The following is a 4741-nucleotide window of genomic DNA, read 5'->3' on the forward strand; positions in this document are numbered from 1 at the left end:
ATCCCTGCCTTCGTTTAGATTTTTACATGAGGCAACCCGTCTCGTTCGTTTAGATTCTTAAGAGAGGCAACATGGGGAACACAGGTCAGCTCTAGAGCCTCAATCCCTCCTTGATGGAGCTTAAAAAAGCCTCCCCGTTGAGGCCAAGCAAGGCTTGGGCGGCTTCCGCCCCAAGACACGCCCGGTCAAGGAGCGAAGCGTAGCGGCGGATGCCAAGTATGGGGAAGTCGGTGCCGAAGAGCATCTTACGGGGCGCCACGGCCATCGCCGCCTTGAGCATGGAATGGCCGTACAAAAAAGGCATGGCGGCGGTGTCGTAGTAGGCGTTGGACAGGATCAGCCTCATCTCTTCCATGGACTCGTAGAGGAAGAGCCCCCCTCCAAAGTGGGCGAAGACCACCTTGACCTCCGGGTGGTTCTCGCAGAAGGCCGCCGCCTCCTTCACCCCCACGGTCCCCTTGCCCGGGTACCGGTGCCCCACCGGCTCGGCGCAGTGGAACATGAGGAACATGCCGAGCTCGTGGCAAAGCCCCGCAAGGCGCCAGGTCTGGCGCACGTCGTCGATGTCGAAGCCCTGGCCCTCCGGGAAGAGCTCCCCAACCCCCACTGCCCCAAGGGAACGGGCCCGCTCAACCTCCTCAAGGGCCCCCTTGGCAAAGGGAGGCACCACCGCCATGGGGACTATCCTGTCCGGATAAGCCCTGGCGGCCTCCAACACATAATCGTTGCAAAGCCTGCAGAGCCCAAGATCCTTGAAGGCGAAGCCGAACGCCACCGCCCGGTCGACCCCGTCCCGGTCCATGGCCTCCACAAGCTCCTCAAAGGAAGCCCAGCGATGCACCTTGGAGGAGGAAAGAAGGGCGAAGTAGTCCTCCCTTTCCGCTATGCGGCGGGAATCCCGTACCACCTCCGGGGGATATATGTGAACGTGAAAGTCCAGGATCAAGCGGAAAACCCCCGTTCGTACTTAGATTCACTTGCCTTTTGGAGATTGTAACATAAAACCGAATACAAGAAAGGGCGGGACCCCGAAGGACCCCGCCCTAAAAGGCAAGAGAAACGAACCGGAAGGCTGCGGAGGGCTTACTTCAGCTCCACCTTCGCGCCGGCCTCCTCGAGCTTCTTCTTCATCTCCTCGGCCTCCTCCTTGGCGACCCCTTCCTTCACGGTCTTGGGGGCGCCGTCCACCAGGTCCTTGGCCTCCTTAAGGCCCAGGCCGGTGAGCTCCCGGACCACCTTGATGACGTTGATCTTGTTGGAGCCGGCGTCGGCGAGGACCACGTCGAACTCGGTCTTCTCCTCCTCAGCGGCGGCAGCGGCGCCGGCGCCGGGCATGGCCATCATGGGCATGGCCATGGCAGGGGCGGCGGCGGACACGCCGAACTTCTCCTCCAGATCCTTCACGAGCTGGGACAGCTCGAGGACCGACATCTCCTCAATAGCCTTGATTATGTCCTCGCGGGTCATTTTATACTCCTCCTCAGTTTTTTTAAGTTTTTATGCCACACAGAAACGGCTAAGCACATAACGCTTACCGGCAACCGGTCAAGCAGTCCAAGGACCACGCAAAGGGAAACCTACGCGGCGTTCTCCTTCTTGTCCTTGATCTGGGAAAGGCACGTGACGAGCCCCCTGGCGGGACCGGACAGCACCGTGACCAGTCCGCGGATCGGAGCCGCCATGGTGCCCACCACCTGGGCGATGAGAACCTCCCTGGAGGGGAGATCCGCCAGAGCCATGACCTGATCCTTGCTGAGCAGGTCCTTGCCCATGACTCCGCCCTTGATCACCAAGGCCTCGTTGCCCTTCTCCTTGGAGTAGTCCCGAAGCTCCTTGGCCACCGCCGCCACGTCGCCGTAGGCGAACACGTAGGCGTTGGGCCCCTGCTCATAGGGGTCCACCGTGGGAAGCCCAGCCCTCTCAAGGGCTATCCTCATGAGGGTGTTCTTGGCCACCTTCATCTCCCCGCCCGCCTTGCGGATGCGGGAACGCACGTCGGTCATCTTCTTGACCGTAAGACCCCGGTACTCGCAGATGAAAACCGCCTCACTGCGGCCCAGCATCTCAACCAACTGCTCGATGTTCTGCTCCTTCGCCTTAGTCGGCATTACTTCACCCCCTTCCGCCCTGGACTAAACGGCTTGGGCCGAAACGCCCGGGGCGCAAAGAGAAACGCCCCCGGCCCACAAGGACCGGGAGCGCACGAAAACACAAACGCATAACGAAGGCTCTTGCCATCGCTTCCCCGGACCTCGGCGGGGTTTTCAACATTAAGCGCAGAGCGCCCCCGCTGTCACAAGCCCAAAGTTCAGTATATCATCCTCCCGGGGTTCTGCACAACCCCGGGAGGAAAAAGCTTCGAAGAAACGCCGAAGGGCCCTTCGGGCTACTCGGCGACCTCCTTCTGCACCTCCACCGGGTCCAGATGGATGCCCACGCCCATGGTGGTGGTCATGGTGACGCTCTTGATGTACTGCCCCTTGGCGGCGGCGGGACGGGCCTTGATTATGGCCCTAAGAAGGGTGGCGGCGTTCTCCACCAGCTTCTGTTCGTCGAAGGAGGCCTTGCCTATGGCGTTGTGGGTTATCCCGGTCTTGTCAACCCGGAACTCAACCCTACCGGCCTTGATGTCCCGAACCGCATCCGCCACGTCGAAGGTGACGGTGTTGGTCTTGGCGCTGGGCATGAGCCCCCGGGGGCCCAACACCTTGCCTAGACGGCCCACGGCCCTCATCACGTCCGGGGTGGCTATGACCGCGTCGAAGTCCAGCCAACCACCCTCTATCTTCTGCACCATGTCCTCGCCGCCGACGAAGTCCGCGCCAGCCTCCTCTGCCTCCTTAACCTTCTCGCCGCCGGCGATGACCAACACCCTCTTGGTCTTACCGGTGCCGTGAGGAAGGACCACGGTGCTCCGCACCTGCTGGTCCGCATGGCGGGGATCTACGCCCAGCCGGACATGAAGCTCCACGCTCTCATCGAACTTGGCGGTGGCGGTCTCCTTCACCAGCTTGACCGCCTCGGACAGCCCGTAAAGCCTGTCCTCCACCTTCTCCGCGATAGCCAAATACCTCTTGCTCTTCTTAGCCATTTCAATACCTCCCGTGGTCATAGCGGGCCCAAAGCCCTGCCACAAACTTTTATCCCTAAAAACCAGAAAACCCGAAAACTAGTTGACCACTTCCACGCCCATGGACCTGGCGGTGCCCTCGATCATCCGCATGGCGGCCTCCACGTCGTTGGCGTTGAGGTCCACCATCTTGAGCTGGGCGATCTCCCTCACCTGGCTCTTGGTTATCTTGGCCACCTTGGTCTTGTTGGGCGCCGCAGAACCCTTCTCCAGGTTCGCCGCCTTCTTGATCAGAACGCTGGCGGGAGGGGTCTTCAAAATGAAGCTGAAGCTCCGGTCCGCGTAAACCGTGATGACCACCGGGATTATGAGCCCCACCTGATCCGCGGTCTTCGCGTTGAACTGCTTCACGAACTCCATTATGTTGACACCCCTCTGACCCAGGGCGGGTCCTACGGGGGGCGCCGGCGTGGCCTTGCCTGCCGGCAGCTGCAGCTTGATCTCGCCTACTACCTTCTTTGCCATTTACCTCACTACCTCCTTAGAATAAGGGCCCTATAGCCCTGAAGGGCGGGATCAAAATAGAGCCCGCCCGTTTTATTCCCACTAAAGAACCTTCTCCAGATCCCCGTAGTCCGCCTCCGCTATGGTCTCCCGACCGAAAACCGTGACGGAGAACTTCACCTTCCCCTTCTCGGGAACCACCTCCACCACGGGACCCACCTGCCCCTCAAAGGGACCGGACTTCACCCTCACGGTGTCCCCGGGCACTATGTCCATCTCCACCTTGCCCTTGTGAACCCCCGCAAGGCCTATCTTACCCATGATCTCGGACACTTCCCGCTCCGTAAGAGGGATAGGATGGTTGCCGGAACCCACGAAGCCGGTGACCCCAGGCGTGTGGCGAACCACGTACCAGGACTGGTCATCCATTATCATCTCAACCAAAACGTAACTGGGGAAGACCTTGCGCTTAACGTGCTTGGTCTTTCCCTCCTTTATGAAGACCTTCTCCTCCACGGGGATCAGCACGTTGAAAATCCTGTCCTCCATCCCCATGGTGGCTATCCGCTGCTCCAGGTTGGCCTTCACCTTATTCTCGTAACCAGAGTAGGTCTGAACTATGTACCAGCGTCTCTTATCGTCTTTCATCAGCCAAAAGGGGGCTTGCCCGCCCCCTCCTCCTGTGATTTTATGAAGGCTAACGGACCACTCCGCGCAAAAGGGCGGTCAGAACCGCATCCACCAACCCAAGGTACGCGGAAACAGCGAAGGTAACAAAAAGAACAACCAAGGTGGAGTACCAGACCTGCTGCCTGGTGGGCCAAGAAACCTTCTTAAGCTCCCCCCTGGCCTCCCTCAAGAAACCCATGACCCTGTCCACACCTTCGCCCCCCTGATCAAGCAAAAAAGTGGCAGGCCCGGAAGGATTCGAACCTTCAACCCCCGCATTTGGAGTGCGGTGCTCTAGCCAGTTCGAGCTACGGACCTGCACGCACGGTGTATTTTACACTACTTCGTCTCCTTGTGCAAGGTGTGCTTGTCACACCACTTGCAGTACTTCTTCTTCTCCAGCTTCTTCTGCATCTTACGCTTGTTGACCGTGGTCACGTAGTTGCGACGCTTGCACTCGGTGCACTGAAGCCCAATGATGTCCGCCATCTTTAGCTC

The 4741-nt window shown here is 59.6% G+C and carries 8 protein-coding genes, 1 tRNA gene and 1 other annotated feature; all 9 genes read right to left on the reverse strand.

Going from position 1 to position 4741, the window contains the following annotated elements:
* Positions 1-91: 91 nt before the first annotated feature.
* Complete coding sequence (locus N2315_08735; GenBank protein ID MCX7829262.1) at positions 92-946, reverse strand: amidohydrolase family protein; 855 nt, start codon at positions 944-946, stop codon at positions 92-94.
* 137 nt (positions 947-1083) lie between these two features.
* Positions 1084-1467, reverse strand: a complete 384-nt coding sequence (gene rplL / locus N2315_08740; protein ID MCX7829263.1) for a 50S ribosomal protein L7/L12 — start codon at positions 1465-1467, stop codon at positions 1084-1086.
* A gap of 110 nt (positions 1468-1577) precedes the next feature.
* Positions 1578-2108: a 50S ribosomal protein L10 gene (gene rplJ / locus N2315_08745; protein MCX7829264.1), complete on the reverse strand. Its 531-nt coding sequence runs from the start codon at positions 2106-2108 to the stop codon at positions 1578-1580.
* A 50-nt stretch (positions 2109-2158) separates the two neighbouring features.
* Positions 2159-2318 (reverse strand) — a sequence feature (ribosomal protein L10 leader region).
* 68 nt (positions 2319-2386) lie between these two features.
* On the reverse strand, positions 2387-3091 hold the full coding sequence (rplA, locus tag N2315_08750; protein MCX7829265.1) for a 50S ribosomal protein L1: 705 nt from the start codon (positions 3089-3091) through the stop codon (positions 2387-2389).
* A gap of 78 nt (positions 3092-3169) precedes the next feature.
* Positions 3170-3595 (reverse strand): 50S ribosomal protein L11, encoded by a 426-nt coding sequence (gene rplK / locus N2315_08755; GenBank protein MCX7829266.1) that lies wholly within the window; start codon positions 3593-3595, stop codon positions 3170-3172.
* Between the two features lie 81 nt (positions 3596-3676).
* Positions 3677-4222 carry a transcription termination/antitermination protein NusG gene (nusG, locus tag N2315_08760; GenBank protein ID MCX7829267.1) on the reverse strand — a complete coding sequence of 182 codons (546 nt, stop codon included), beginning with the start codon at positions 4220-4222 and terminating at the stop codon, positions 3677-3679.
* 49 nt (positions 4223-4271) lie between these two features.
* Positions 4272-4454: a preprotein translocase subunit SecE gene (secE, locus tag N2315_08765; protein ID MCX7829268.1), complete on the reverse strand. Its 183-nt coding sequence runs from the start codon at positions 4452-4454 to the stop codon at positions 4272-4274.
* Between the two features lie 29 nt (positions 4455-4483).
* Positions 4484-4561: transfer RNA gene (locus N2315_08770), tRNA-Trp, on the reverse strand.
* A gap of 21 nt (positions 4562-4582) precedes the next feature.
* Entirely contained in the window at positions 4583-4732 is a 150-nt protein-coding gene (gene rpmG / locus N2315_08775) for a 50S ribosomal protein L33 (GenBank protein ID MCX7829269.1), read from the reverse strand.
* Between the last annotated feature and the right edge of the window lie 9 nt (positions 4733-4741).

The sequence above is a fragment of the Thermanaerothrix sp. genome (assembly GCA_026417795.1).
GTDB lineage: Bacteria > Synergistota > Synergistia > Synergistales > Synergistaceae > Thermanaerovibrio.

Excerpts from the sequence above, each read along its gene's own strand:
- nusG (MCX7829267.1), bottom strand. The coding sequence starts at position 4,222 with ATGAAAGACGATAAGAGACGCTGGTACATAGTTCAGACCTACTCTGGT.
- rplK (MCX7829266.1), bottom strand. The coding sequence starts at position 3,595 with ATGGCAAAGAAGGTAGTAGGCGAGATCAAGCTGCAGCTGCCGGCAGGC.
- rpmG (MCX7829269.1), bottom strand. The coding sequence starts at position 4,732 with ATGGCGGACATCATTGGGCTTCAGTGCACCGAGTGCAAGCGTCGCAAC.
- rplJ (MCX7829264.1), bottom strand. The coding sequence starts at position 2,108 with ATGCCGACTAAGGCGAAGGAGCAGAACATCGAGCAGTTGGTTGAGATG.
- rplA (MCX7829265.1), bottom strand. The coding sequence starts at position 3,091 with ATGGCTAAGAAGAGCAAGAGGTATTTGGCTATCGCGGAGAAGGTGGAG.
- rplL (MCX7829263.1), bottom strand. The coding sequence starts at position 1,467 with ATGACCCGCGAGGACATAATCAAGGCTATTGAGGAGATGTCGGTCCTC.